Source organism: Streptomyces sp. NPDC006510 (assembly GCF_040611955.1).
In the GTDB taxonomy this organism is placed as follows: domain Bacteria; phylum Actinomycetota; class Actinomycetes; order Streptomycetales; family Streptomycetaceae; genus Streptomyces.
This window is the reverse complement of the sequence record NZ_JBEXPH010000011.1, coordinates 38,400-64,005: the sequence shown is the minus strand read 5'-3', so window position 1 is coordinate 64,005 and position 25,606 is coordinate 38,400. Positions and strand designations below refer to the sequence as shown.

The 25,606-nt window shown below is 69.0% G+C and carries 25 protein-coding genes and 1 tRNA gene; 10 read left to right on the top strand and 16 right to left on the bottom strand.

What is annotated here, in order from left to right; translation table 11 throughout:
* Nucleotides 1–45: 45 nt before the first annotated feature.
* Both ABZY11_RS06115 and ABZY11_RS06110 read right to left on the bottom strand, forming a co-directional pair.
* Nucleotides 46–480, bottom strand: coding sequence for a hypothetical protein (locus tag ABZY11_RS06115; protein ID WP_356477963.1), 435 nt, complete (start codon nt 478–480; stop codon nt 46–48).
* Between the two features lie 173 nt (nt 481–653).
* On the bottom strand, nt 654–1,283 hold the full coding sequence (locus tag ABZY11_RS06110) for a hypothetical protein (RefSeq protein ID WP_356477962.1): 630 nt from the start codon (nt 1,281–1,283) through the stop codon (nt 654–656).
* Nucleotides 1,284–1,377: 94 nt separating this feature from the next.
* On the opposite strand from ABZY11_RS06110, the gene ABZY11_RS06105 reads away from it, so the two are divergent.
* Nucleotides 1,378–2,289: a MerR family transcriptional regulator gene (locus tag ABZY11_RS06105; protein WP_356477961.1), complete on the top strand. Its 912-nt coding sequence runs from the start codon at nt 1,378–1,380 to the stop codon at nt 2,287–2,289.
* Nucleotides 2,290–2,549: 260 nt separating this feature from the next.
* Here ABZY11_RS06105 and ABZY11_RS06100 read toward each other — a convergent pair whose 3' ends face one another.
* Complete coding sequence (locus ABZY11_RS06100; protein ID WP_356477960.1) at nt 2,550–2,807, bottom strand: hypothetical protein; 258 nt, start codon at nt 2,805–2,807, stop codon at nt 2,550–2,552.
* Between the two features lie 93 nt (nt 2,808–2,900).
* Here ABZY11_RS06100 and ABZY11_RS06095 point away from each other — a divergent pair, with 93 nt between their 5' ends.
* Nucleotides 2,901–3,524, top strand: a complete 624-nt coding sequence (locus ABZY11_RS06095; protein ID WP_356477959.1) for a hypothetical protein — start codon at nt 2,901–2,903, stop codon at nt 3,522–3,524.
* Nucleotides 3,525–3,955: 431 nt separating this feature from the next.
* Nucleotides 3,956–4,252: a GYD domain-containing protein gene (locus ABZY11_RS06090; protein WP_356477958.1), complete on the top strand. Its 297-nt coding sequence runs from the start codon at nt 3,956–3,958 to the stop codon at nt 4,250–4,252.
* A 157-nt stretch (nt 4,253–4,409) separates the two neighbouring features.
* On the opposite strand, the gene ABZY11_RS06085 is transcribed toward ABZY11_RS06090, so the two are convergent.
* A tRNA-Val gene (locus ABZY11_RS06085) sits at nt 4,410–4,484 on the bottom strand.
* Nucleotides 4,485–4,722: 238 nt separating this feature from the next.
* On the opposite strand from ABZY11_RS06085, the gene ABZY11_RS06080 reads away from it, so the two are divergent.
* The 4 genes from ABZY11_RS06080 (at nt 4,723) to ABZY11_RS06065 (ending at nt 7,920) form a co-directional block, all read left to right on the top strand.
* Nucleotides 4,723–5,439 carry a DUF4097 family beta strand repeat-containing protein gene (locus tag ABZY11_RS06080; RefSeq protein ID WP_356477981.1) on the top strand — a complete coding sequence of 239 codons (717 nt, stop codon included), beginning with the start codon at nt 4,723–4,725 and terminating at the stop codon, nt 5,437–5,439.
* A 71-nt stretch (nt 5,440–5,510) separates the two neighbouring features.
* Entirely contained in the window at nt 5,511–6,878 is a 1,368-nt protein-coding gene (locus ABZY11_RS06075) for a hypothetical protein (protein ID WP_356477957.1), read from the top strand.
* Between the two features lie 94 nt (nt 6,879–6,972).
* On the top strand, nt 6,973–7,563 hold the full coding sequence (locus ABZY11_RS06070; protein ID WP_356477956.1) for a DUF4383 domain-containing protein: 591 nt from the start codon (nt 6,973–6,975) through the stop codon (nt 7,561–7,563).
* Nucleotides 7,564–7,695: 132 nt separating this feature from the next.
* On the top strand, nt 7,696–7,920 hold the full coding sequence (locus ABZY11_RS06065; RefSeq protein WP_356477955.1) for a zinc ribbon domain-containing protein: 225 nt from the start codon (nt 7,696–7,698) through the stop codon (nt 7,918–7,920).
* Between the two features lie 30 nt (nt 7,921–7,950).
* Here ABZY11_RS06065 and ABZY11_RS06060 read toward each other — a convergent pair whose 3' ends face one another.
* From ABZY11_RS06060 to ABZY11_RS06045, 4 genes are read right to left on the bottom strand one after another with little or no spacing between them, the layout of a single operon-like run.
* Nucleotides 7,951–8,610 carry an O-methyltransferase gene (locus ABZY11_RS06060; protein ID WP_356477954.1) on the bottom strand — a complete coding sequence of 220 codons (660 nt, stop codon included), beginning with the start codon at nt 8,608–8,610 and terminating at the stop codon, nt 7,951–7,953.
* 46 nt (nt 8,611–8,656) lie between these two features.
* Nucleotides 8,657–9,526: an HAD family hydrolase gene (locus ABZY11_RS06055; protein WP_356477953.1), complete on the bottom strand. Its 870-nt coding sequence runs from the start codon at nt 9,524–9,526 to the stop codon at nt 8,657–8,659.
* A complete protein-coding gene (locus tag ABZY11_RS06050; RefSeq protein WP_356477952.1) occupies nt 9,523–12,108 on the bottom strand; it encodes a phosphoribosyltransferase in 2,586 nt (861 codons plus the stop codon). Before ABZY11_RS06050 ends, ABZY11_RS06055 begins: the two co-directional genes overlap by 4 nt.
* Nucleotides 12,105–13,268: an HpcH/HpaI aldolase/citrate lyase family protein gene (locus tag ABZY11_RS06045; RefSeq protein WP_356477951.1), complete on the bottom strand. Its 1,164-nt coding sequence runs from the start codon at nt 13,266–13,268 to the stop codon at nt 12,105–12,107. Before ABZY11_RS06045 ends, ABZY11_RS06050 begins: the two co-directional genes overlap by 4 nt.
* Before the next feature lie 220 nt (nt 13,269–13,488).
* On the opposite strand from ABZY11_RS06045, the gene ABZY11_RS06040 reads away from it, so the two are divergent.
* Complete coding sequence (locus ABZY11_RS06040; RefSeq protein ID WP_356477950.1) at nt 13,489–14,355, top strand: TerD family protein; 867 nt, start codon at nt 13,489–13,491, stop codon at nt 14,353–14,355.
* 59 nt (nt 14,356–14,414) lie between these two features.
* On the opposite strand, the gene ABZY11_RS06035 is transcribed toward ABZY11_RS06040, so the two are convergent.
* The 6 genes from ABZY11_RS06035 to ABZY11_RS06010 form a co-directional block, all read right to left on the bottom strand.
* Nucleotides 14,415–15,149, bottom strand: coding sequence for a Tellurium resistance (locus tag ABZY11_RS06035; protein ID WP_356477949.1), 735 nt, complete (start codon nt 15,147–15,149; stop codon nt 14,415–14,417).
* 173 nt (nt 15,150–15,322) lie between these two features.
* On the bottom strand, nt 15,323–16,468 hold the full coding sequence (locus ABZY11_RS06030) for a DUF475 domain-containing protein (protein ID WP_356477948.1): 1,146 nt from the start codon (nt 16,466–16,468) through the stop codon (nt 15,323–15,325).
* A gap of 70 nt (nt 16,469–16,538) precedes the next feature.
* Nucleotides 16,539–17,114 carry a TerD family protein gene (locus ABZY11_RS06025; RefSeq protein WP_072483485.1) on the bottom strand — a complete coding sequence of 192 codons (576 nt, stop codon included), beginning with the start codon at nt 17,112–17,114 and terminating at the stop codon, nt 16,539–16,541.
* A 171-nt stretch (nt 17,115–17,285) separates the two neighbouring features.
* Nucleotides 17,286–17,861 carry a TerD family protein gene (locus ABZY11_RS06020; RefSeq protein WP_037696943.1) on the bottom strand — a complete coding sequence of 192 codons (576 nt, stop codon included), beginning with the start codon at nt 17,859–17,861 and terminating at the stop codon, nt 17,286–17,288.
* A 145-nt stretch (nt 17,862–18,006) separates the two neighbouring features.
* A complete protein-coding gene (locus tag ABZY11_RS06015; protein ID WP_356477947.1) occupies nt 18,007–18,465 on the bottom strand; it encodes a peroxiredoxin in 459 nt (152 codons plus the stop codon).
* A gap of 245 nt (nt 18,466–18,710) precedes the next feature.
* Entirely contained in the window at nt 18,711–19,148 is a 438-nt protein-coding gene (locus tag ABZY11_RS06010; protein ID WP_093895494.1) for a DUF3052 domain-containing protein, read from the bottom strand.
* Nucleotides 19,149–19,619: 471 nt separating this feature from the next.
* Between ABZY11_RS06010 and aceE the strand changes: the two genes are divergently transcribed.
* Nucleotides 19,620–22,361: a pyruvate dehydrogenase (acetyl-transferring), homodimeric type gene (aceE, locus tag ABZY11_RS06005; protein ID WP_356477946.1), complete on the top strand. Its 2,742-nt coding sequence runs from the start codon at nt 19,620–19,622 to the stop codon at nt 22,359–22,361.
* A gap of 70 nt (nt 22,362–22,431) precedes the next feature.
* Here aceE and ABZY11_RS06000 read toward each other — a convergent pair whose 3' ends face one another.
* On the bottom strand, nt 22,432–22,809 hold the full coding sequence (locus ABZY11_RS06000) for a peptidase inhibitor family I36 protein (RefSeq protein ID WP_356477945.1): 378 nt from the start codon (nt 22,807–22,809) through the stop codon (nt 22,432–22,434).
* Between the two features lie 189 nt (nt 22,810–22,998).
* On the bottom strand, nt 22,999–24,609 hold the full coding sequence (locus ABZY11_RS05995; RefSeq protein WP_356477944.1) for an MFS transporter: 1,611 nt from the start codon (nt 24,607–24,609) through the stop codon (nt 22,999–23,001).
* Between the two features lie 117 nt (nt 24,610–24,726).
* Here ABZY11_RS05995 and ABZY11_RS05990 point away from each other — a divergent pair, with 117 nt between their 5' ends.
* Nucleotides 24,727–25,392, top strand: coding sequence for a TetR family transcriptional regulator (locus ABZY11_RS05990; RefSeq protein WP_356477943.1), 666 nt, complete (start codon nt 24,727–24,729; stop codon nt 25,390–25,392).
* The last annotated feature ends 214 nt before the right edge of the window (nt 25,393–25,606 follow it).

Below are 25,606 nucleotides of genomic sequence, written 5' to 3'. Positions count from 1 at the left end.
CTCTGCCACCTCCTCCCGACACCGCGCTTCCCCTCGGACGACCGCTCAGATGACCGCCTTCGAGCGCTCCGTGCACAGGGCCCAGATCACGAACACGTCGATGGCGATGGAGACGATCGCCCAGACCGGCTGGTACGGCAGCCAGACGAAGTTGATGATCAGGTTGATGGCGGCGATCACCACACCCGTGGCACGCGCCCAGCCGGCACCCTTGAGGATGCTCCAGCCGACGACTCCGAGCACGATGCCGAGGACGAGGTGGATCCATCCCCAGGAGGTCGCATCGAACTTGAAGGTGTAGTTCCTGACGTGCGCGTAGACATCGTCGGTGGCGATACCGGAGATGCCCTTGATCACTCCGAGCACACCGTCGACGAGCAGCAGAACACCGGCAAAAATGATTCCGCTGGCTGCCCAGGGGTTGATGTCCCCCTGGCCGGCGGAACCGGCCGGACCGGGTGCGGGCGCTGTGTGAGCCATCGAAACTCCTTGGCCGGATCGAAAGTGCGGGACAGCAACGACCCTGCGTGCCGCCGTCCCGCGCTACCACTCAAACGCACCCATACGGGTGAAGTCTCGGACCGCTCGGATCACCCGGATCGCGGGCGGGGCGCGGATCCGGGAAACCGCCCCGCACCTCCAGCGACCGCCGGCTACGACGAAGGAAGCCGCGTCACCTTCGAGACCTTGCACGTCATCTTGCCCGGGACCTTCCCCAGCCCCTGGGCTTTCTGGACCGACTTCTTCCCCGCCGCCAGATCGGTGGCCGTCGCCAGCCCCGAGGCCCGGCGCGTACCGTCCCCGTCCACGAACTCCACGGACACGATGTAGGACGCCTGGGTATCGGAGTGGTTCACGATCTCCACGTCCGCGTCCGGCCACTCGGTCAACGAGTCCACCTCGCACCGGGTGATCCGCACATCGCCCTCGGCGTCCGTGCCTTCGAGAGCCGGCAGCTCGGTGGGCGCATCGGATGCGTCTTCCGGCTCGGGTGCTTCGCTCTTCGTGGACTCCACCGCCGACGGCTTCGACTCGGCCGTCGACGACGGGCCGCCGCCGCTCGTCACGGCGATAAGCACACCGAGCGCCAGCAGGACGGCCACCCCGCCGACCACGGACAGCGTGACGATCAGCCCGGTACGGGACTTCCTCGGCGGCTGCGGATAGCCGTACGCCCCGGGACCGGGCTGCGGCCACTGCGCATACGGCGACGGTGGCTGCTGAGGCTGCTGACCGGGCTGGGGCTCCTGACCGGGCTGGGGCGGCGGATAGCCGTACGACATGTATCCCCCCTGGGATGGTGCTGACGTGACCAGGACACGTTACGGCGGGCCGGGGCTTGACTCTCCCGCAGGGGGAGGCTCAAGAGTTGCGGACATGAACGGCGACGCGCTCCTCCCGATCGGGGATCTGGCCAGGCAGACCGGGCTGTCGGTGAAGACCATCCGGTTCTACTCCGACCGCGGGATCGTGCCCCCTGCCGACCGCAGCCCGGCCGGCTACCGCCTTTACGACCCCGACGCCGTCGCACGCCTCCGCCTGGTCCGGACGCTGCGCGAACTGGGACTGGACCTTCCCACGATCCGGAAGGTCGCCGACCGCGAACTCTCGCTCCCCGAGGTCGCCGCGGCGCACGCCCAGGCGCTGACGGTGCAGATCCGTACGCTGCGGATGCGGCGCGCGGTGCTGACGGCGGCGGCCAGGCGCGGGTCCACACCTGAGGAGCTGGAACCCATGCACGAACTGGCCAGGCTCTCCGAGAACGAACGCCGACACCTGATCGACGACTTCCTCGACGCCGCGTTCGGCGGCCCGGACGCCGCGCCGGGGTTCGCCGGAATCATGCGCTCGATGACCCCGGAGCTGCCCGAGCACCCCGACACCGAACAGGTAGAAGCCTGGATCGAGTTGGCCGAACTGACCCAGGACCCGGACTTCGCCGCCCTCTTCCGGCGCCTGGCCGAACACGTAACAACCGACCTCACCCGGCCCGACCCCGCCGCGATGATCCGCGAGCACGTCACCCCGGCCCTGCGAGCGGGCATCGCCCCGACATCACCCCAGGCCACCCCCATCGTCAGGGCGATCACAACCGAGTACGCCCGCACCACCGACCACCACCTGCCGACCTTCCTGGAAACGGCGAACGACCCCCGCCGCGGGCGCTACCTCCACCTGCTCGCCGTAATCAACTCCTGGCCACCCCCGGACAACCCGACACCGGCCTTCACCTGGCTCATCGAGGCCCTCGGCAATACCGCTGATGCGACCGGGACGGACCGAACCTAAACTGACGGAGGCCCGAAAACCCCAGGTGAGGGAGGCACGTCATGGCCAAGCGAGGAAACAAGCGCCGCGCCCGCAAGAAGAAGAACGCCAACCACGGCAAGCGCCCCAACGCCTGAACCCATCCCAACGGGCAGCCCGGACCCCTGTGCCGTGGTGCCCTGGGGAGCGCACACGCACACACGCCTCCCAGGGCACCAGAAGACAACTGACGTCGCACCAGCTGCCTCCGCCACTACAGACCGCGAAGCGCCTCGTAGAAATCACCGTAGGCGCTTCCAACAGTCGACACTGCCGTCGTCGTTCAGACTTCCCATGTACCAGTCGTCATCGCCGACGGGCTTCACCAAGCACAGTCCATGAAACCCCAGGACGATTTCCGGGCAGAGCCGTTCGTCCTCCGCCGGCCACCCCAGCCACGTCACACTGCGATCGCTGTCGAGCGCCGTCGCCTCCCGGTCTCCGGAAACGCTACGGATCTCCTCCAGAGTCCACCCTGCCGGTAGCTGCTCACCCGTCATCCGGTGATGATGACAGCTGCCGCAGCAGCCACATCGCGGAGCAAGCCAGAAATCTCATCGCCCGCCGCACCCCGGCGCAGAACAATTCCGGGCATGGGGACAGACATGCACGGCTTCATCGAATGCCGCTGGGATCGCTGGCTGGACGAGGACGACCGCCGCTGGGAGAGGGCCATCGACCTCGCGCATCTCTACAACGGGCGCTCCTACCTCGCCTTCGGGTCCCTGTTCGGTGTCCGCGACACCAACTCCTTCCGCCCACTCGCCGATCACCGCGGCTTCCCTCCCGACCTGTCACGGGATGCCTTCACCGACATCGAGCCATGGAGCCCGGACGCGTTCGGTGCGTCCTGGATCACCTGGGCGGAGCTGGCGGCCGCGGACCGGGACGAGGTCGCGAACGAGGTGGACGACTGCGTTCACGAGTACCGCCGGAGCCCTGACGGCACCTGGGAGATGTACGGCCGCAACTCCAGCCTCGCCCGCTTCGCCGAACTCTCCGGCCTCACCGACCCCCACGCCCTGCACCGCGCAGGCAGCACCTACCCCGAGGGCACCGAGTGGCCGGACGGCGACCGCCTCTTCCGCATCGGCCGCCTCCGCCGGAGCCACGCCGTACCGGAGAGCGACTGGGGTGCCGTCTGGTCGATCATGCGCACGCTGTCGAAGGTGCACGGCGACGAGGGCGTCCGCCTGGTCGTCTGGTTCGAAGGCTGACTCCTCCGGCGGCTGCTCCCCGCGGCGATTGACCGACGTCACGGTGAGCCCGCGTGAGCAACCCGGACCGCATGCTCAAGCGGCGTCCCGGCCGTGTGTGACCACGCCCATGGCTGACCGCTCCCGCAGATGTCGAAGACCCCCAACCGTGATCGGTTGGGGGGCCTTCGTACTGGTGGGCGTGGACGTTGTGAGTTCGATCCGCGACAACGGCGGCCCTGGATCGCTACGGCTGTACGACTGCATCTGCTCCGCAGAGAACCGCGGCGACCATTGGTGTCGCTGTCGTTGATGTCAGGCGTGGATGTCAGCCTGCCCCTCGATGCCTGTGGTCGCTCGTATTGCTCGTACGGGTGCGCATCTCGTGCAGGTTCCAGCCCATATGTCCAGGCTTGGCCTCACAATGTGTCTCCTCGTGAAGGTGAAAGAACATGACGACGTACGTCACCTTGCTGAGCTGGACCGATCAAGGGGTCCGGAACTACAAGGACACCGCAAAGCGCGCCGAGGCCTTCGGGTCAGCGGTACAGAAGCTCGGGGCGAAGCTCCTGAGCATCTACTGGACCGTCGGTCCGTACGACCTCGTGGCCATCGTCGAGGCGCCCGACGACGAAACTGCCACGGCAGCGCTCCTGCAGCTCGGTGGGGTGGGCAACGTCCGTTCCACGACTCTGCGGGCCTTCGGCCCGGAGGAGATGGAGCGCATCATCGCCAAGGCGGCGGGCTGACGACCCACGTCGTCCAGGACACCCAGCGCGAGGCCGTGAGTCACCCGGACCGCATGCTGAAGCGGCAGCGACGCGCCGACCGCGTGGAACCGCCCTCGTGGATGCCAGAAGTGCATGTCGAAGGCCCCCGACCATGATCGGTCGGGGGCCTTCGTACTGGTGGGCGCGGACGGTTTCGAACCGCCGACATCTGCTTTGTAAGAGCAGCGCTCTACCCCTGAGCTACGCACCCGTGGATGAAGCAACAGCGTACATGGACTACGGCCCGTGGTCACAAACGATCCCCGGGCGGCAGCAGTCGTGCGGGGGTTATCCCCACCCCGCATACGGTAGCCGCCCGGATTCTGTCGGGGCGGGCGGATACATACGGTGAAGCCCGCACCGTCGGAGCATCCGTCGTACGACCTGGGGGAAAGATCACCGTGGCAGTCCGCACCCGCACTCTCGTCGCGTCCGGTGGCGCCGTGCTCATGGCCCTTGTTCTTTCCGGTTGTGGCAGTACGGACGTCAGCGACGCGCCTCCCGAGCACAAGTCGTTCGCACTGAGCGGGAAGACGCTGACCATCAGTTCCGGGCAGTCCTCGCTGGAGCTCGTACCGGCCGATGTGCAGAAGGTCGAGGTGACCCGTCGGGTCGATGGATGGGTGGCGTTCGGGAACGGGCCCGATCCCCAGTGGGGGATGCGGGACGACACGCTCACGCTCCGGGTGAAGTGCAAGGCACTGATCAGTGACTGTGCCTCGCAGCATCAGGTGAAGGTGCCGCGCGGAGTGGCGGTGGTCGTCAAGGGGGACAACGGGAAGGTCGTCGCTTCCGGCTTCCGTACTCCGCTTGAGCTCCGCGCCGACAACGGGCAGGTGACCGTCCGGGACTCCACCGGGCCGCTCAAGCTGGACAGCGACAACGGTGACATCGTCGCCGAGGGGATCTCGGCCAGGTCCGTCTCGGCGCGGTCCGACAACGGCAGCGTCCGGCTGGGGTTCACGGCCGTGCCCGATCTCGTGGACACCGTGAGCGACAACGGGGCGATCACCATCGATCTGCCGGGCGGCTCCGTGACGTACGCGGTGGACGCCGTCGCGCACAACGGGAGCACTTCGGTGGACGCGCCGCGCAGCGACGGCAGCAGTCATGTGGTGAAGGCCCGGAGCGACAACGGCGAAGTCACTGTCCGAAGTGTGAACTAACCGGCCCGTGTGTTCGTCCTTACCTGGTGGGAGAATGTACCGGGCAGGGCGGAACGGCACGGGAGAGGGATGTGACGGCGACACACGCGCAGCCGCGGGCGAGAGCGGGTGGGGGTTCCGCCGTCAGGGACGTCTTCGTGCTGATGCTGTTGCCGGTGCCGCTGCTCGCCGCCGCGTTGCCGGCCGCCTTTGCCGGTGGCGGTACGAGGCGCTGGTTCGGCGGGCGCGGGGAGAGTCAGCGTGCCGAGGCGCAGGCGGCGAAGGATGCCGCCGCGTCGGCCTTCTACGAGCTGGACACTGCTCAGCGTGATCTCCGGATCTCGATCGAGACGATCACCGCGGTGGACAGCTCACCCGCCGCGCGCAGGGCCGTGGACGACTTCGCGGCCCTGGGGCGGCGGATCGACGAGGCCAGTCATACGTACATCACCGCGGTCGATGCGCACGACCTGGACCGGGACGATCTGGAACCGGGGGTCGCCGCCCGCGCACGGAACGAGCTGACCACGGCCAAGGACGAGCTGGTACGGGTCAACGGTGAGCTGGACCGGTTCGCGCAGGGGCTCGGTCCGCTGCTGGGCAGCGCGGAGACGCAGCTCGCGCGGCTCGCGCCCGCCGTGGAGCGGGCCCGGCAGGCGTTGCTCGGTGCGAGCAACGCTCTCGACACGGTGCGCGCGTCCGGACTGCGGGCGGATGAGCTCGCCGCCCGGCTGGCGGCCCTCGCTCCCGAGCTGACCAAACTCAACCAGGGCGCCGGCCGGCACGGCGTTCCGGAGACCTTGCAGCGCGCCGATCGGGTGCTGCGCGATGCCGAGGCGGTGCGGGCCGAGGCGGCCCAGTTGCCGGAGCGCGCCGCCGAGATCGACCACCGGCTGGTGTCGTTGCGTACCCGCGCCCAGGCGTTGACCACCAGGGCGGGCTCGGTGGAGCCGGTGCTGAGCGAGTTGCGGCGGCGTTTCTCGGCGGCGTGCTGGCAGGATCTCCAGCCCGTGCCCGAGCAGGCGGCCGTCAATGTGCGGCAGGCCGAGGAGAAGCTGAAGGAAGCCGCCCAGGCGCGGGACGAGCAGCGGTGGGCCGATGCGACGTCCCGGCTGAGCACGGTCCGCGCCCTGCTGAACGCCACGGACGAGGCGGTGTCCGCGGCCGGTGACCGGCTGCACCGGCTGGACGATGTGGCCAAGGACCCGCAGCAGGAGATCCAGCGGACCCGGTTCGCGGTCCGGGACGCCCAGCGCCTGGCCATGGACGGTCGCAGCACGCCCGATCCGCGCCATGCCCGTCCGCTGGACGATGCCGTGGCCCGGCTGGATCGTGCCGTCGTCGGACTCGATGGGCGTCATCCCGACTACTGGCATTTCCTGACCGAGACCGAAGCGGTGCGGCGGACGGCCGCGCGGGTGGTCTCGGAGATCCGTGAGGAGCGCGGGGCGGGCGGTTAGCCCTGTCGGCGTACCGGCGTACGGGCCCGTGGGCGTTGATGTGCGGTGGCGTGGGCGTGGGCGGATCCTGGTAGTACGCCCGAAGGAGACCGACATGGCCCCCCATGTACTGCACACCACGGGACGGCGTACCCCCCGCCGCCGCAAGGTCACGCAGCTCGACAAGCATCTGCCGGTCGACCACCGGCTCAACAGCGTCTACCGGGTCGGGGCAGGGCTGATGGGACTGGTGCTGCTCGCCTTCGGTGTCCTGGGGCTGATCAACAAGATCGGCTTCTTCAACACCGGCGGAGCCACCGTCGCGGGCCTCAACACCAACGGCGCCCTGAGCGTCCTGTCCATCTGCGTCGGCCTGCTCCTGTTCATCGGGATGGTGATCGGCGGCAACTTCGCCTCGACGCTCAACATGATTCTGGGCATCGCCTTCATCCTCAGCGGCTTCGTCAATCTCGCGCTGCTGGAGACCGACTACAACTTCCTCGCCTTCCACATCCAGAACGTGCTGTTCAGCTTTGTGGTCGGCCTGATGCTGATGGTCTTCGGGATGTACGGACGGGTCAGCGGTGGCCTTCCGCACGACAACCCGTACTGGCGGGCCCGGCACCCCGAGGAGGCCGAGCGGGAAATGCGGCTGAACCGGAGGGCGACCACGCCACCCATGCCGGTCGTCCGGCGTAACCCCTGAACCCGCCGCAGAGCCCGGCAGGATCCCAATGCCCCGCGGGCCGGCAGGATCCCGACGACCCTCCGGGCCCGGCAGGGTCCCAATGCCCCGCGAGCCCGGCGTGATCCCGGCGGAAGGCTCTAATCTGAGGCCATGCCTCGTTACGAATTCCGCTGCCGCTCCTGCGGAGACACGTTTGAACTCAGCCGCCCGATGGCTCAGTCCTCCGACCCGGCCGCCTGCCCCGCCGGGCACACCGACACCGTGAAGCTGCTCTCCACCGTGGCCGTCGGCGGGTCGTCCGGCAAGTCCGCCCCTGCCGCCCCGTCGGCCGGTGGCGGCGGGGGCGGCTGCTGCGGTGGGGGCTGCTGCGGCTGAGCGCGGGTGGCCCCGGGCTGTCCGGGGCCGTTACCGCTTGCGGGAGAGCGTCAGGCCGTCCGACACGGTCAGCAGCACGCTGTCCATCCGCGGATCGGCGGTCACGTGCTCGTTGAACTCCTTGATCGCCGCCGCTCCGCCGGTCGCCTGCGGGTCGGTCACCCCGCCGTGGAAGAGCACGTTGTCCGTGACGATCAGGCCGCCCTGCCGCATCCGGGGCACCAGCTCCTCCCAGTACGGGATGTAGTTGCCCTTGTCCGCGTCCAGATAGGCGAGATCGATGTGCGGCTCGGCCGGCATCGCCCGCAGTGTGTCGAGCGCGGGGGCGATACGGAGCTCGATCCGGTCCGCGACGCCCGCCTTCTCCCAGGCCTGTCGGCCGTAGGCGGTCCACTCCTCCGAGACGTCGCAGGCGATCAGCCGCCCGTCGGCGGGCAGCGCCTGCGCCATCGACAGGGCGGAGAATCCGGTGAACGTCCCGACCTCCACGATGTGCCGGGCCCCGGTGAGCCGGACGAGGAAGGCGAGCAGCGGGCCCTGCTCCTCGGCCGACTGCATGCCCGCGTGCTCGGGCAGGCGTGCGTACGTGGTCTCGACCAGCTCGCGCTGCACCGCGTCGAGCGGTGGATTGTGCGCCAGCATGTACGCGTACAGCTCGTCCGTGATCTTGGTTTCGTTGCCCTTGGTCATGCGCTGCTCCTCGTCCGTGGATCGGCCGGTACGCCTGCGGCCGGCGTCAGGACGATCTTCCCTCGCCCGCGGCCCGGAGGAAGCACCGGAGGATCTCCTCGCCCGCCGCCACACCGCGCTCGGCCGTCGCCCCGGCGTGCGGGGCGCTCCAGCCGGTATCGGCCAGTTCGCCGTGGGCCGGGCGCCAGGCGCGGTCGGCGGCGAGGAGCAGATCCGCGTCGAGGAGGCTGTCACCGGCGGCGAGGGTGCGCGTGGCACCGGTGCGCCGGACCACCTCCGCCATGGCGGCGCTCTTGGTGAGCGGGCCCGGGACTGCGTAGATCTTGCGGCCCTGGAGGGAGACCGTCCAGTTGCGTGCCTGTGCCCACTCCTCCAGTTCCTTGACCCAGCCCTCCGGCAGCAGCGGGCGTTCCACGACGAGGTAGGCGAAGAGGTCCTCGGCGACCCGTTCCTTGAGCAGCCACGCGGGGTCGGCCGCGGCCAGGAGATGGGCGCGGACTTCGGCGAGGGAGGCGCACTCGTCGGCGAGCCTGCGGGCCACCTGCCGCTGCCAGTCGGGGTCGGACTCGCCGTCGACGAGGAGGTGTCCGCCGTTGGCGCAGATCGCGAACCGCGGTGCGGGGCCGGGCAGATGGATGCGGCCGTACTGCTCGCGGGTGCGGGTGGTCGTCGGGACGAAGACCGTGGTGCGGGCCAGTTCGTCGAGCAGCGCCGCGGCCGTCTCCGTCAGGTAGGAGAGCGGCTTGTGGTCGTAGACCTCCACGCAGAGCAGCCGGGGGGCCTCGGCGTCCGGCATGGCGAGCTGGAGCGCCGCCGCGGAGTAGATCAGGGTGCGGTCGAGGTCGCTGGCGACGAGCGTCACGGTGGCGGCGGCCGGACCGGAAGCAGATGTGGCCGGGGTCGTCGGGGTGGTCACTTCGACTCCACCGCCCTGCCGTCCGCGCCCGTCGCGCCCCTGGTGTACTTCGGGTGGATCAAACCGACGCAGGTGTACGGGAGTCCGTCGACCTCCTCCACCGGTACGCCGCGCTGCTCGGCCAGCAGACGGATGTGTTCGAGGTCCGCGCCCGCGCCGCGCTTGGCGAGGATCTTCCACGGGACGCGACGCAGCAGTACCCGGGTCGTCTCGCCGACGCCCGGCTTGACGAGGTTCACATCGTGGATGCCGTACTCCTCGCTGATCCGCTCCACCGCTGCCCAGCCCTCCCAGGTGGGTGCGCGATCGGTCGCGAGCAGTTCCTTGACCTCGGCGTCCACGGCGTCGACGACCTCGTCGAAGTGCGCGGCGACGGTGTCGAGGAAGTGGCCGGACACATCGGTGTCCGCGAGCTCGCGGTAGAACTTCGCGCCGTGGAAGTCCTCGGGTCCCACCAGGTCGGAACGGAGGACGGTCCGCGAGATCAGCCCGGAAACGGTGGAGTTGAGGCAGGCGGACGGGATGAGGAAGTCCTCGCGGGTGCCGTAGGTGCGGACGCAGCCGCCGGGGTCGGCCAGCACCGCGATCTCGGGGTCGAAGCCCTCGAACCCGGCGAGCGCCGCCGACAGTTCACGGGTGATCGCGCCCTTGCCGGTCCAGCCGTCGACGAAGACGACATCCGCCGGGTCGTGGTGGGCGGCCAGCCAGCGCAGGGCGTTGGCGTCGATGCCGCGGCCCCGCACGATGGAGACGGCGTAGTGCGGCAGATCGATTCCGTGCCGGTGCCGGGCCCAGCGGCGCATCAGTACGCCGACGGGCGTGCCGGCCCTGGCGAGCGAGACCAGGACCGGGCGGGGGGTGCGCTCGGCGAGGACCGTCTCGGTGACGGTGCCGACGGCGCGGGCGACGCGGGCGGCCGACAGCTCCAGCGCCGCCTTGAACAGGTCCTGGTACTGGGCGGACGGCTGGTACTCGACGGGCAGCGACTCGGCATAGTGCGCGCCACCGCTCTGTATCGCCTCCTCGCGCTCCTCGGTGGGTGCCTCCAGCTCGGTGCCCGAGAGGTCCTGGAGCAGCCAGCCGACCTCGTCCGGCGCGTAGGAGGAGAAGGCGGGGCCGCGGAGGGGCTCGGGCAGCATGGGGGGTTCCTGCCGTTCGGCGACGTACGTGTCGGGGCCCGACAGGGCGTACGAGGGGATGTACGAGGGGACGACCGCGAGCAGGACATGCTCGGTGTGTGCGGCGAGCTGCGCCAACAGGCCGTCGGGGGCGTGGAGTTCGGGGGTGTCGGCGGTGGAGTCGACGGCGAGCACCACGGCGTCGAAACCGGCGCCCGCGACGTTGTACGCGTACCGGTCACCGGGCCCGTCGGCCGGGTTGTCGTGGGCCGGGAAGACCAGCCGGGTCCGTATCGCGTAGCCCGGGTCGTCCACGGCGAGGACCGGGGAACGCGTGGTGGTGGAGTAGCGCACCTCGGCGTCGGTGTGGTCCTCCAGGGCCGTGCCCAGACGCAGGGGGGCGTACATCAGCTCCTCGAAGCCGAGGACCAGTACGCGGCGGGCGTCGCCCAGCGCTCCGGCGATGCGGGCGGCCATGGCGGGGAGGGCGGGTTCCAGGACTGCCCGGTGGGCGGGGGTGAAGCCGTGCCGTCCGCCGTCGGGCACACCGGCGGGCCAGCGGAGATCCACCCGGGTGCAGGGCCGGCGGCCGGGGGCGGCGGCCGGCTCGCGCGCGGTGGCGGCGGCCGGCTCCGCGTCGTGCGCGGCGACCAGTGCCTGGCCCTTCTCCAGGACGCCGTCCGGGAGGGTGACCGTGCCCGAGCCGCGCGCCACCAGGTCGACGCGGGCGCCGATCTCCGCGGCGAACCCGGCCAGCCTTCCCCGATCGGCCGGCGACCTCATGTCCATCAGGGCGACTATGACGTAACGGCTCCGGGGGTACCGCTCGTGCAGTGCGCGGATGGTGTTGAGCACGGTGTTGCCCGTGGAGAATTCGTCGTCGACCAGCACCAGCGGCGCGTCGGAAGCGGTGGCCGGTGGGGGTGCCGCGCCGTCGCCCCGCCCGGCGTCCGCCGGGTCGCGATCGCCCGCCAGCAGACTCGGGTCCTCCGGGAGCAGCAGATGCGAGGTGGCGTGCGAGTGGGACTCCTCGAAGCCGCCCGCCCGCGCCACGCCCTCGACGGGGCGACGTGTCGAGTGCAGGTACGGCGCGACGCCCAGCCCGTCGGCGACCGCGTGGCCGAGGCCGGTGGCCGTCTCCGCGTAACCGAGCACAACGGCCCGGCGCGCCTCGGTGTCACCGAGGAGGTCGCGCACCCGTCGGCCGAGCTCGAATCCGGCGCCGTACACCACGGAGGGCTTCTGCGGCACATGCTTGCCGAGCACATTGGACACGAGGAGATGGGCCCGCTTGGGGTTGCGGCGCAGGGCGAGGCCGAGCAGGTCCTTCAGCTCACTGTCGCCGTCGGGCTTCCCGTCACCGATGAGCTCGATGCCCAGTCGCTCCGATACCCAGCTGCCCGACCACACCACGTTCGCCGTCTCTTTCTCTGTCCTTGCCGAGTGCTCGCTGTGCTCGCTCATTCCGCGAGGCCCGCGGCCAGCAGTTCCACGAAGCCGACGTCCTGCCTCGCCACGCCGAAGACCTCGGCCCGCAGCAGGGTCCGCTCGGCCCAGGCGCGGTGCGGCTTCACTTCATTCATCTTGTTCGTGTACGCGGAGCGCATGACGCCACCGCCGTCGCGCTCCGGCCGCAGGATGTCCTGCGCGTCGCTGAACTCCTCGTGGCTGACCACGGACAGCGCGTGCACGGGCGCGACGTGCGACGGATGGATGCAGGTCTTGCCGAGCAGGCCGTTGGCCCGGTCGAGCTCGATCTCGCGCAGCAGGCCGTCCAGGTCGTGCTCGATCAGTGCCGTGCGCAGTTCCTCGGCCCGGCCCTCCAGGAAGGGGCTGCGGCGGAGCTGGGGCTTGAACATGCGCTCCTGGAGCCGGAAGTACTCCCACACCGGCCCGGTGATCGTGAAGCCGGTGCCGTCCGCGCGGCCCAGCACATTGACCACGTCGGCGATCACGGCGCCGACGATCTGCACGTCGTACGCCGTCATGTCGGGTGCTCTGCGCAGTCCGTACGCCGAGCAGAAGTCGGTGACGCCGAGCCGCAGCGCGAGGACCCGCTCGCGGTACTTGTCGACGGTGCGGGCTATCCCCTGGAGCGTTTCGCCACGGGTCTCCAGGTGCAGCAGCTCCGGTGATTCGAGAACGGGCATCGCGAACAGGCGTCGCCCGCATGCCTTTTCGGCCTGGGTGAGCGCCTCCATGAAGGGCACGCCGCGCTCTTCGGTGAACTTCGGAAGTACAAAACCAGACAACATCCGGACGGTGTCGCCGAGCCGGTGCACCAGGTCGACTATCTGGCCCGGCTCCCGGACTCGGATGAAGAGCAGCGGCAACTCGGTGCCGCGCGCATCGAGGTCGGCGAACTGCCTGACCAGGTTCTCCTCGGCGTCGGCGACCTCGGAGTCCTCGATCGAATCCTCCAGGCACAGCACCATCGAGACAACGCCGCGCCCGGCCTGCTTGATGACGTCGTCAGCAAGTCTCGGCCGGGTGGCGGGGCTGTACAGGGTCGCTCCCAGGGCAGCCGAAAGCACATCCGCCGAGGAGTCCGGACCGAACTCGCACGGCTCCTGGAAGAACAGGCCCTCCCTCGCAGCGGGCGCAATATGCCCGAAATGACGCATGTAACTCCCCCGAACTGGCTGACCGGCCGGACAACGCATGGCCGGTAATAGTACGTATGGACGGGTGTCAAGAGTTCCCCACGTGCATGAATTCCGGGTAACTCGTCCATTTCCCGATGGGTCGGAGCGCCACGGACGGCGACCTTCCGGCCTGTCGCCGGGACACCCGGTACGACCCCCGCGTTGTCCGCGCGGGCAGCCAGCAGGCAGGATGACGGGCATGACGCACGCGATGGTGAAAGGCTCGAACGTCCCTCTGGACGCCATGGCCGTACGGGCCGTGCTGCGCTGGACCCCGGGCGCCGGAGTTCCGGACGTGGACGCCTCGGCGCTGCTGCTCGGAGCCGGTGGCCGCGTGCGCTCGGACGAGGACTTCGTCTTCTACAACCAGCCCCGCCACCCCTCCGGCCTGGTACGACGGCTGCCGAAGCGCAGCGTCCCCGAGGGGCTCACGGACACCATCGAGGCCGATCTGGGCGGGCTGGACGCCTCGGTCGAGCAGGTGGTCGTCGCCGCGTCCTCCGACGGCGCGGCATTCGCTCAGGTGCTCGATCTGCGCATCCTGCTGTACGACTCGGCGTCGGCCGGCGGGGAGCCGCTCGCGGTCTTCGATGTGCGGCCGGAGACCGGCGAGGAGACGGCGATCATCTGCGGCGAGCTCTACCGGCGCGGCGATGGCTGGAAATTCCGAGCCGTGGGGCAGGGCTATCCGACCGGGCTGGTCGGTCTGGCGACCGCCTTCGGTATCTCGGTCGACGAGTCCGCGGCCGAGCCCGAGCCGGCCACGTCGCCCGCGGCGGCTCCCTCGCCCGGACCGGCGCCCGGGTTCCCGCCCGCGCCCGACTTCCCTCCGGCAGCGGCACCCGGCCCCGACGCTCAGGCCACGGTCCAGCACCGGCAGCCCGCGTACGGCTATCCGCAGCCCGCGGCGGCCCAGTCCGCTGCCCGGCCCGCGTACGGGTACCCGCAGCCCGCCGCCGCCTCTCGGCCGGCCTACGGCTATCCGCAGCCCGCCGCCGCGGCGGCGCCCGCCCCGGACCCGAACTTCGTGCTGCCGCCGCAGGGGCCACAGTTCGTACGGTCCTGAGTCCGTACGGTCCTGAACGACGCCCCGGAGCCCGGCCCGTACGGGCTCCGGGGCGTCCCTCAGGTCCGGGACTTGTAGCCGCGCCCCCACTGCATGCCGAAGCCGTACATCCGGTCCAGCTCCGACTGGAATCCGTAGACGAACTTCACCTCGCGCCGAACGATCAGCTCGTCCTTGGCGTTGTCCACCGTGAACACGGCACAGGAACGGGCCTGCGGGGCCCGCTCGTCGAGTTCGATCTCGATCCGCGGGCCGTTGCCCGGGTAGAGCGTCACCTTGGCGTGCGTACGGTCGAAGGCCGGTGTCCGGTCGTAGATGTAGACGAAGAACAGCAGCCGTTTGATCTGGTCGCGCTGGTCGAGATTGACGTAGACGGTCTCACCAGACGGCGCCCCGAAGCGGTCGTCCCCGCTGAGCCGGATGTACGGCGGCGCGTTCAGGTCGCCCATGAGGTTGCCCAGCGGCTGGACCACGCCCTTGGTGCCGTCCTTCAGCTCGTACATGCAGCCCAGGTCCAGGTCGACGTTGACCACGCCCTGGGTGTGTGCCTGGACCACATCGGGCTGGAAGAGCTTCAGGGGCCGCAGCAGCCGGCCGCTCTGCCGTGATCTGCCCTCGATGTCGGACGTACGCATCCGCCACGAGAGGTTGACCCGCAGATTGCCGGTCAGCGCACCCTGCTTGGTGAGCGAGACCGTGGCGTGCCGCCGGGAGAGCACGATGGAGTTGGTCGCCGCGTTGCCCGACTCGAACTGTGCCTCCCGCCCCGGCCACAGGCTGTCCCAGAACGCCATCCCCAACCCCCACACGTATCGGTAGAAAAGTGCCCCGGCCCCGTGACCGCCCCCCGCCTCGCCGGGGGCGCCCACATCACTGCGGGGCGGCCGCGGGGCCGGGTCCGGATTTCTCCGGAGAACCGTTGCCTCACGGACCGCCCCGCTGAGAGCGTTCCTCAATCCCTACCGGGTCACACCCCGGACGGGACTTCCGCCTTGGAACCCGCGTCGTTGTCGCCGGCTTCGGCCTCCAGCGCCTTGTTGCGCCGGACCGAGGACCAGAACGACCAGGCGATCAGCACGACGCCGGTCAGGCCGGTGATGAGCTCGTTGATCTGGTACTGGATGGTGACGAGCAGGAGCACGGCCAGCGCACCGATCGCGTAGTGGGCGCCGTGCTCCAGGTAGACGTAGTCGTCGAGCGTGCCCTGGCGGACCAGGTAGACCGTGAGCGAACGGACGTACATGGCGCCGATACCGAGGCCGAGGGCCATCAGCACGATCTCGTTGGTGACGGCGAAGGCGCCGATGACGCCGTCGAACGAGAAGGACGCGTCGAGCACTTCCAGGTAGAGGAACATGAAGAACGCGGCCTTGCCGGAGAGCGCGACGGCGGAGATCTTCTTGCCGGTCCGCTTGGCCTCTTCCTCCTCCTCGTGCTCGCGCTCTTCCTCCTCCTCCAGCTTGTTCTCGAAGAAGCCGGAGAGGCCGCCGACGATGAGGTACGTGATCAGACCGGCGACACCGGCGAGCAGGACCGTCTCCGCCTTGTCCGCGTGACCGCCGCCGTGCTGGTGCGCGCTGGTCGCGAAGGTCATGGCCGAGATCAGCAGCACGATCAGCGCGATGCAGACCGACAGCATGTCGACCTTGCCGAGCTTGGCGAGCGGGCGCTCGATCCAGCGCAGCCACTGGATGTCACGGTCCTCGAAAATGAAGTCGAGGAAGATCATCAGCAGGAACATGCCACCGAAGGCGGCGATCGCCGGGTGGGCGTCGGTGACGAGTTCCTGGTAGCGCTCGGGCTGGTTGAAGGAAAGGTCGACCGCCTCGATCGGACCCATCTTGGCGGTGATGGCCACGATCACGACGGGGAACACCAGCCGCATACCGAAGACCGCGATGAGCACGCCGATTGTGAGGAAGATCTTCTGCCAGAAGGCATTCATCTTCTTCAGGATTCCGGCGTTGACCACCGCATTGTCGAAGGACAGCGAAATCTCCAGGACGGAAAGAATCGCGACGACCCCGAAGGCTTCCCACCCTCCGTAGATCACAGCTGCGACAAGGCCGAGCGCGGTAACCGCGAACGACCAGCCGAAGGTTTTCAGAAGCACTGGCTACCCCATCGTGTATGTAACGGGTCTCCCCCGAGGTGTACGGGGCTCCCCCGCGCCGTGCGCGGTTTTACGAAACGTTGACCCCGAAGTCTAGAGCGATGCCGCGCAGACCGGACGCGTACCCCTGTCCCACTGCACGGAACTTCCACTCGCCGTTGTACCGATAGAGCTCGCCGAAGATCATCGCGGTTTCCGTCGATGCGTCTTCGCTGAGGTCATAACGCGCGAGTTCCTGGCCGTCCGCCTGGTTCACCACGCGGATGAACGCATTGCTGACCTGGCCGAAGGTCTGTCCCCTGTTGTCGGCCTCATGGATCGAGACCGGGAAAATGATCTTGTCGCAGTGCGCCGGCACCTGGGTGAGATGGACGATGACCGATTCGTCGTCGCCCTCGCCCTCGCCCGTGAGGTTGTCGCCGGTGTGCTCCACGGAGCCGTCGGGGCTCGTGAGGTTGTTGTAGAACACGAACCATTCGTCGCCGAGCACCCGGCCCGACTGGCACAGCAGCGCGCTGGCGTCGAGGTCGAAGTCGGCGCCGGTGGTGGACCGTGCGTCCCAGCCGAGACCGACCAGCACCTGGGTGAGGTTGGGTGCGGCCTTGGAGAGGGAGACATTGCCTCCCTTGGCGAGCGTGACGCCCATGGTGTGTGTCCTCCCCGAGTCGATGAACCGTCTGCCGGGCCCGTCGGGCCGTCAGCCCCCGAGCCGTCTGTTGAGCGCGTCCGGCGCCGCACACAAGGGTGCGGCGCCGGACGGGGTACTTGCTGGCGTGACCTGGGCCGTGCCTCGGCGGCCCGGCCCGGTCGCGCTTTCTCAGACGTTGACGCCGAAGTCCTGCGCGATGCCGCGCAGCCCCGAGGCGTACCCCTGACCGATGGCACGGAACTTCCACTCCGCCCCGTTGCGGTACAGCTCGCCGAAGACCATGGCGGTCTCCGTCGAGGCGTCCTCGCTCAGGTCGTAGCGGGCCAGCTCGCTGTTGTCGGCCTGGTTGACCACGCGGATGTAGGCGTTGCGCACCTGGCCGAAGCTCTGCTGCCGGGTCTCGGCCTCGTAGATCGAGACCGGGAAGACGATCTTGTCGACATCGGCCGGGACGCCGGCCAGGTTCACCTTGATGACCTCGTCGTCGCCCTCGCCCTCACCGGTGAGGTTGTCACCGGTGTGCTCCACGGAGCCGTCGGGGCTCTTGAGGTTGTTGAAGAAGACGAAGTTTCCGTCGCTGCCGACCTTGCCCTCGGCATTCGTCAGCAGGGCGCTGGCGTCGAGGTCGAAGTCACCACCGGTGGTGGTGCGAGCGTCCCAGCCGAGACCGACGACGACCGCGGTCAGGTTGGGCGCGGCCTTGGTCAGCGAGACGTTGCCGCCCTTGCTGAGGCTGACTCCCACGAGTCCTCCCATTGGTTTCTTGGGGGCCGGCAGACGCCGGCGCCTCCACGTTGCGTTGGCATCCGATCAACGACTGGATCCTAGTGACCGGTTCCCGGCGAAGCAGGCTTTTCATCGGGTCGGCCACAGATCCACCGGTGCCGGATCAGAGAGCGTCGAGCGCCTTGATGTACTCGTTGAGGTCGCGTGCGTCGGGCAGACCGTTGACGACGGTCCAGCGCACCACGCCCTCCTTGTCGATGATGAAGGTGCCGCGCACCGCGCAGCCCTTCTCCTCGTCGAAGACGCCGTAGGCCCGCGAGGTCTCGCCGTGCGGCCAGAAGTCCGAGACCAGCGGGTACTCCAGCCCCTCCTGCTCGGCGAAGACGCGCAGGGTGTGGATGGAGTCGTTGGAGACGGCGAGCAGCTGCGTGTCGTCGTTCTCGAACTTCGGCAGCTCGTCGCGGAGCGCGCAGAGCTCACCCGTGCAGACGCCAGTGAAGGCGAACGGGTAGAACAGCAGCACGACGTTCTTCTCGCCGCGGAAGTCGGAGAGCCGCACGGTCCGGCCGTGGTTGTCCTTCAGCTCGAAATCCGGGGCCTTGGTGCCGACCTCGATCGCCATGAAAAGCGTCCCTTCGCTACGTTCACCGGGCTGGGCCGTCCGGGTGGCTCCCACCCTACGCAGAGCCCGCGGCGGGCCACGCAGCGCCCGCACGGGGACGACCCGGCACTCCCCTCACTCCCCGGCCGTCCGCGCCTCCCGACCGGCCGTCCGGTGGCCTCGGGTGGCTGTAGCCGGCTGTACGAAGGCCCCCGCCGGCTCGATGCCGTCGGGGGCCTTCAGGGCGAATGCGTGGCGAGCGTGGTTCAGCGCTTGGCCTTGGCCGCCTTCGGCGTGACCAGGCGGCTGCCCGTCCAGTCCTTGCCGGCGTTGATGCTCTTGGTCTGGGAGAGACCGGCCGTCTGTGCGGCCTCGTTGATGTCGCTCGGTTCGACGTACCCATCACGGCCGGTCTTCGGCGTCATCAGCCAGACCGCACCGCCGTCCTCGATCAGACCAATGGCATCCACCAGCGCGTCCGTAAGGTCGCCGTCCTCGTCGCGGAACCACAGCAGGACGACGTCTGCGACGTCGTCGTAGTCCTCATCGACGAGATCCTGGCCGATTGTGGCCTCAATGCCCTCACGGAGCTCCTGCTCGACGTCGTCGTCGTAGCCGATCTCCTGGACCACCTGTCCGGGCTCGAACCCCAGGCGTGCTGCCGGGTTGGTCCGCTCCTCCGCGTGGTCCGCGGTCGCGCTCACGGGTTGCCTCCTGATCATGTTTCGGAAAATGCTTCAGCCACGCGCGTGCGCGGGGCGTTGGCCGTAGTCCACACGGGAGCGGCGGATCGCGCAAGTACCCAGCGTGCGAGACCGCCTAAACGGTGACGTTCCCTGCCACGTCGCCGCACTGTCGGCAGATCCCCTCCGGGGGCCCGGCGCTACCGCCCACACCCTTTACGTCCTTCCACAGCTTATGCCGTTTCGGTCCGCCATTCGGAGTCGAACATCCTTTGGGAACGCTTGGACGGGTTGGGCGTATGGTTGCGGTTTGGCCCGACCCATCCCCGCGCACCGGACACGATGTCTCACAACACGGCGGTTACCCCTCGGTAGAGATGACGTTTGCGCCCTCGCGGTACACGATGGTGATGGCGCACTTGCATACATCCCGGGGGCATGTTCTCCCTCGATCAGGCCCCGTAGAGCACCACCGAACAGCGAAGGAACAGCGTGGCTTCCGGATCCGATCGCAACCCGATCATCATTGGCGGCCTGCCGAGCCAGGTCCCGGACTTCGATCCCGAAGAGACCCAGGAATGGATCGACTCGCTCGACGCCGCGGTCGACGAGCGAGGCCGTGAGCGGGCCCGTTATCTGATGCTCCGGCTCATCGAGCGTGCGCGCGAGAAGCGCGTCGCCGTGCCGGAGATGCGCAGTACGGACTACGTGAACACGATCGCCACGAAGGACGAGCCGTTCTTCCCCGGCGACGAGGAGATCGAGCGCAAGGTCCTCAACGCGACCCGCTGGAACGCGGCCGTGATGGTCTCGCGCGCCCAGCGCCCGGGAATCGGTGTCGGCGGCCACATCGCCACCTTCGCCTCCTCTGCCTCGCTGTACGACGTGGGCTTCAACCACTTCTTCCGGGGCAAGGACGACGGTCTGGGCGGTGACCAGATCTTCTTCCAGGGGCACGCGTCCCCGGGCATCTACGCCCGCGCCTTCCTGCTCGACCGGCTGAGCGAGGCGCAGCTCGACGCCTTCCGCCAGGAGAAGTCGAAGGCGCCCAACGGCCTTTCCAGCTACCCGCACCCGCGGCTGATGCCGGACTTCTGGGAGTTCCCGACCGTCTCGATGGGCCTCGGTCCGCTCGGCGCGATCTACCAGGCCCGGATGAACCGCTACATGGAGGCGCGCGGCATCGCCGACACCTCCAGGTCCCATGTCTGGGCTTATCTGGGCGACGGCGAGATGGACGAGCCCGAGTCGCTCGGCCAGCTCTCCATCGCCGCCCGTGAGGGCCTGGACAACCTCACCTTCGTGGTCAACTGCAACCTGCAGCGGCTCGACGGCCCGGTACGCGGCAACGGCAAGATCATCCAGGAGCTGGAATCGCAGTTCCGCGGCGCCGGATGGAACGTCATCAAGCTGGTCTGGGACCGCTCCTGGGACCCGCTGCTCGCGCAGGACCGCACGGGCATCCTGGTCAACAAGCTGAACACCACGCCGGACGGCCAGTTCCAGACGTACGCCACCGAGTCGGGCGCGTACATCCGTGAGCACTTCTTCGGGGACGACCCGCGGCTGCGCGACATGGTCAAGGACATGACCGACGACCAGATCCTGCACCTGGGCCGCGGCGGTCACGACCACAGGAAGGTCTACGCGGCCTACGCGGCGGCCAAGGCCCACAAGGGCCAGCCGACGGTGATCCTGGCGCAGACGGTCAAGGGCTGGACCCTGGGGCCGAACTTCGAGGGCCGCAACGCGACCCACCAGATGAAGAAGCTCACGGTCGAGGACCTCAAGCGGTTCCGCGACCGGCTGCACATCCCGATCACGGACAAGCAGCTGGACGAGGGCTACCCGCCCTACTACCACCCGGGCCGCGACTCGGAGGAGATCCAGTACATGCACGACCGCCGCAAGGGTCTGGGCGGTTACGTCCCGACCCGGGTGGTGCGTGCGAAGCCGCTGGTCCTGCCCGAGGACAAGACGTATGCGACCGCGAAGAAGGGTTCCGGCCAGCAGTCGATCGCGACCACCATGGCCTTCGTCCGCATCCTGAAGGACCTCATGCGGGACAAGGAGATCGGCAAGCGCTTCGTGCTGATCGCGCCCGACGAGTACCGCACCTTCGGCATGGACGCCTTCTTCCCGAGCGCGAAGATCTACAACCCGCTGGGCCAGCAGTACGAGGCGGTGGACCGCGATCTGCTGCTCGCGTACAAGGAGTCGCCGACCGGTCAGATGCTGCACGACGGCATCTCGGAGGCCGGCTGCACGGCGTCCCTGATCGCCGCCGGTTCGGCGTACGCCACGCACGGCGAGCCGCTGATCCCGGTGTACGTCTTCTACTCGATGTTCGGTTTCCAGCGCACCGGTGACCAGTTCTGGCAGATGGCCGACCAGCTCGCGCGCGGCTTCGTGCTGGGTGCGACCGCCGGCCGTACGACACTGACCGGTGAGGGTCTCCAGCACGCGGACGGCCACTCGCAGCTGCTCGCCTCGACCAACCCGGGCTGTGTCGCGTACGACCCGGCGTTCGGCTACGAGATCGCGCACATCGTCAAGGACGGTCTGCGCCGGATGTACGGCGGGACCCCCGAGGAGAACGAGGACGTCTTCTACTACCTCACCGTCTACAACGAGCCGATCCAGCACCCGGCCGAGCCGGCGGACGTGGACGTGGAGGGCATCCTCAAGGGCGTGTACCGCTTCAAGGCCGCCGACCGGGGCGAGATCCCGGCCCAGATCATGGCGTCCGGTGTGGCGGTCCCGTGGGCGGTCGAGGCGCAGCGGATCCTCGCCGACGAGTGGAACGTCCGGGCGGACGTCTGGTCGGCGACCTCCTGGAACGAGCTGCGCCGCGAGGCCGTGGACGTGGAGCGGTACAACCTGCTGCACCCGGAGGAGGAGCAGCGCGTCCCGTACGTGACGCGGAAGCTCTCCGGCTCCGAGGGCCCGTTCGTGGCGGTCTCGGACTGGATGCGTTCGGTGCCGGACCAGATCGCGCGCTGGGTGCCCGGTGCGTACCAGTCGCTGGGTGCGGACGGCTTCGGCTTCGCCGACACCCGTGGTGCGGCCCGCCGGTTCTTCCACATCGACGCGCAGTCGATCGTCCTCGCGGTGCTCACCGAGCTCGCGAAGGAGAACCGGATCGACCGTTCGCTGCTGAAGCAGGCGATCGACCGGTACGAGCTGCTGGATGTGACCGCGGCCGACCCGGGCGCGGCCGGCGGCGACGCGTAGGGCCGACGGAGTACGCACGAAGGGCGGCGGGACCGAGAGGTCCCGCCGCCCTTCGGCGTCCGGAGGCCGGTCAGTTCTCCCAGATCTTGAAGGCCCTGACCTGGTACGGGGACCGGGGCACCCAGGTGCCGCCGCCCGGGTAGGTCTCGAACTCACCGGTCTCGGCGCATTCCGCCGACTGGTACGTGGTGACGGGGCGGCCGGTGCGGTTGGCGAGCGCCTGGACCCTGCTGCCCTTCGGCAGCGGGACGCAGCTCTCGATGTCGGTCGTGGACAGCTCATGCGTCCGGCGGGTGCCGGTGAAGTCCGGTGCGTCCCAGAGGCAGAGCTGGCCGGCGGCGCAGGAGCCGAGCCGGACGGGCGCGGAGTGGGCGGCGGTCTGCGGGATCAGTGCGGTGGCGGCCAGGGCGGCGGTGGCCAGGGTGGTGGCAAGAACGGTCGTACGCATGGAAATCGTCCCCCGTGCTGGTGCGAATCAGTTGCACGCACCCTGACCTGCGGGGCAGTGCCCGGGGAAGGGGGTGCGGGGCACACCACCCTGATAGGCGACAGCCCCGCCGGAAACGGTCCGGCGGGGCTGTTGTACGCACTGTGTTGACGCGTCGGCGCGGGCCCGGGGCGTCGTCGTGACGACCGGTCAGATGTGACCGGCGCCCGCACCCGCCTCGGCGTTCGCACCGCGCTTGGTGAGCGTGGCGACCAGCGCGGCGGCCACCGCGACGATGCCGGCGACCATGAACGCCGTGCTCATCCCTGACACGAAGGTGTCATGGGCGACGCCCGCGATCTTCGCCGCGACCTCCGGCGGGACGTTCCCGTCGACCGGCGGGATGCCGACCTCGACGGCCGAGGAAGCCTGGTCCAGCTGCTGCGGGCTCAGCGGCGGAAGCTCCGCCGCCTTCCAGTTGTCGGCCAGCTTCGAGTCGACCTGGGAGGCCATGACGGCGCCGAGCACCGCCGTACCGAGGCTGCCGCCGACCTGCATGGCGGCCTGCTGGAGACCGCCCGCGACGCCGGAGAGCTCCATCGGGGCGTTGCCGACGATGACCTCGGTGGCGCCGACCATCACCGGGGCGAGACCGAGCCCGAGCAGGCCGAACCAGATCGACATGGTCAGGGTGCCGGTGCCGATCTCCAGCTGGGACATGCCGAACATGGCGACCGCCGTGCACACCATGCCGCCGACCAGCGGAACCCGCGGGCCGAACTTGGTGATCATGGCGCCCGCGAGCGGCGAGGCGACGATCATCATGCCGGTCAGCGGCAGCAGGTGCAGGCCGCTGTCGACGGGGCTCAGACCGTGCACGTTCTGGAGGTAGAAGGTGACGAAGAACAGGCCGCCCATGAACGCGAAGGCCATCAGCACCATCAGGACCGCGCCCGCGGACAGCGGCACGGACCGGAACATCGCGAGCGGGATCAGCGGTTCCCTGACGTTCTTCTGGGAGAGCGCGAAGACCACGAACAGGGCCACGGCGGCGCCCAGGAAGCCGAGCGTCTTGTAGTCGCCCCAGCCCCACTCGGCGCCCTTGATGAGCGCCCAGATCAGGCAGAACATCGCCTGCGACAGCAGCACGATGCCGCCGATGTCGAAGGAGCGCGGCGCGTTCTCGGCGCGGTGGTCCTTGAGGATCACCAGGCCCAGCAGCAGCGCGATCACACCGACCGGCACATTGATGAAGAAGACGGACTGCCAGCTGACGTGCTCGACGAGCACGCCGCCGAGGATCGGACCACCCGCGGTCGAGGCACCGATCACCATGCCCCAGATGCCGATCGCCATGTTCAGCTTCTCGGCCGGGAAGGTGGCGCGCAGCAGGCCGAGCGCGGCGGGCATCAGCAGGGCGCCGAAGAGGCCCTGGAGCACCCGGAACACGATCACCAGGGCGACGCTGTCGGACAGGCCGATGGCTCCCGATGCCGCGGCGAAGCCGACGACACCGATGAGGAAGGTCTGGCGGTGACCGAACCGGTCACCGAGTTTGCCCGCGGTGATCAGGGAGACCGCGAGGGCGAGCATGTAGCCATTGGTGATCCACTGGACGTCTGCGAGCGAGGCGTGCAGGTCCTGCTGGATGGCGGGGTTGGCGATCGCGACGATCGTGCCGTCGAGCGCGACCATCATCACGCCGATGGCCACGGAGAAGAGCGTCAGCCAGGGGTGGCCGCGCAGCCCCTTGGCAGGTGCGGGAGCGGCGGTCTTCTGCGGCTCCCGCGACGCCTTGTCGACGGTGGTCTGACTAGTCATGCCCGGGAGATTAGTGTCAGCCTCTGACAGTTGACAAACCATTTCACAAGCCAGTAACTGTCACGTAGCTCACAGGTACGCTGAGCTGGACAAAGCAGGAGAAAGAAGGCCGGTTAAGTGACCGATGGGCAGCGGGCCGCACATCCGACCGGACTGCGTGAACGGAAGAAGCGACGCACCCGGGACGCCCTGCTGCACGCCGCCCTCGATCTCTTCACCACCCAGGGCTACGACGAGACCACCGTCGACGAGATCGTCGACGCCGTGGAGGTCTCCCAGCGCACGTTCTTCCGCTACTTCGCCTCCAAGGAGGAAGCCGCCTTCGCCATCCAGGAGATGCTGGAGTCGCGCTTCCTCTCGGAGCTGCGCCGGCGCCCCGCCGCGGAGGCCCCGTTCGAGGCGCTGCGCAACGCGGTCGTCCGCGCCTGGAACAGCATCGACGAGACGATCGAGGAGATCGTCTCGGTCGAACTCCACTTGCGTACGTACCGGATGATCGAGTCGACGCCCTCACTGCTTGCCGTCCACCTGCGACGGTGCATGGATCTGGAGAACCAGATCGCGCTGCTGATCGCCGGGCGCGAGGGGCTCGACATGGACGAGGACCCGCGGCCGAGGGTCGCCGTGGCCGCGTTCTGCGGGGTGATGCGGGTGACCGGTCAGCTCTGGGGGCGGGGCCGGGACGGCGATGTGGATTCACTGCGCGCCCTGACCGAGGCGTACCTGGACCAGCTCGGGCCGGCGCTGGCCGGGGACTGGCGGGCGGACGCCGGACCGGCGTGACGGGGGCCGGCGTGATGGCGGTCGCCCCGTCCGGTGTGCCGTACGCCTCAGCGCCGCGGCATGACCGACTTCACAACAGCCGTGCCCCGGTGGCCACATGCGGCTTCCCGGAGGCGCTTCCCGCGCCTGAGCGTGCGTATGACAACCACACAGCGTGAAAAGATCGGCGCCGAATTCCCCGCAGCGGAGTGATGTGTGTCACCCTCTTCACGGC